This is a genomic window from Macrococcus sp. DPC7161, assembly GCF_004117835.1.
GTDB lineage: Bacteria > Bacillota > Bacilli > Staphylococcales > Staphylococcaceae > SDSC01.
On the sequence record NZ_SDSC01000041.1, the window covers coordinates 1 to 429 of the forward strand.

The 429-nt window shown below is 35.4% G+C and carries 1 protein-coding gene; it reads right to left on the bottom strand.

What is annotated here, in order from left to right; translation table 11 throughout:
* Positions 1-94: 94 nt before the first annotated feature.
* Positions 95-429 (bottom strand): lysozyme family protein (locus ER639_RS12365; protein ID WP_164993456.1); only part of this gene is annotated, 335 nt, incomplete at its 5' end.

Below are 429 nucleotides of genomic sequence, written 5' to 3' on the forward strand. Positions count from 1 at the left end.
CATTATCATCACATGATGTTCCCCAAGTTCCAAAATCAGAACCAGCATAAGTAAATGATGATACAAATATCAATATAAGGAATATATTTTTCATTTACACACCATTATAAACTTGTTTTATGTAGCCGATTGGCAGGTGAAGATCTGTCTCCTCTGAGAGCTCTTCTAATAAATACTTATTGTATAAGGACATAACCTCACTCTTACTCTTGGTTGGTTGAGGGTATCTGGCAGGGGGAAGACTTGCCCATTCGTAACTCAAAATATCTAAAGCCCCATCAATGTCACCATCAATGATAAGTTTTAAAGCCCCTTTCCTTTTATATTTAAGGATTAGCACACAAAACTCATCTTGTGATTTCGGAGAAAAATCCACGATCCCATATTTTTTGCGATAAAACAACATGTTAGGATCATTCCATGTATAAC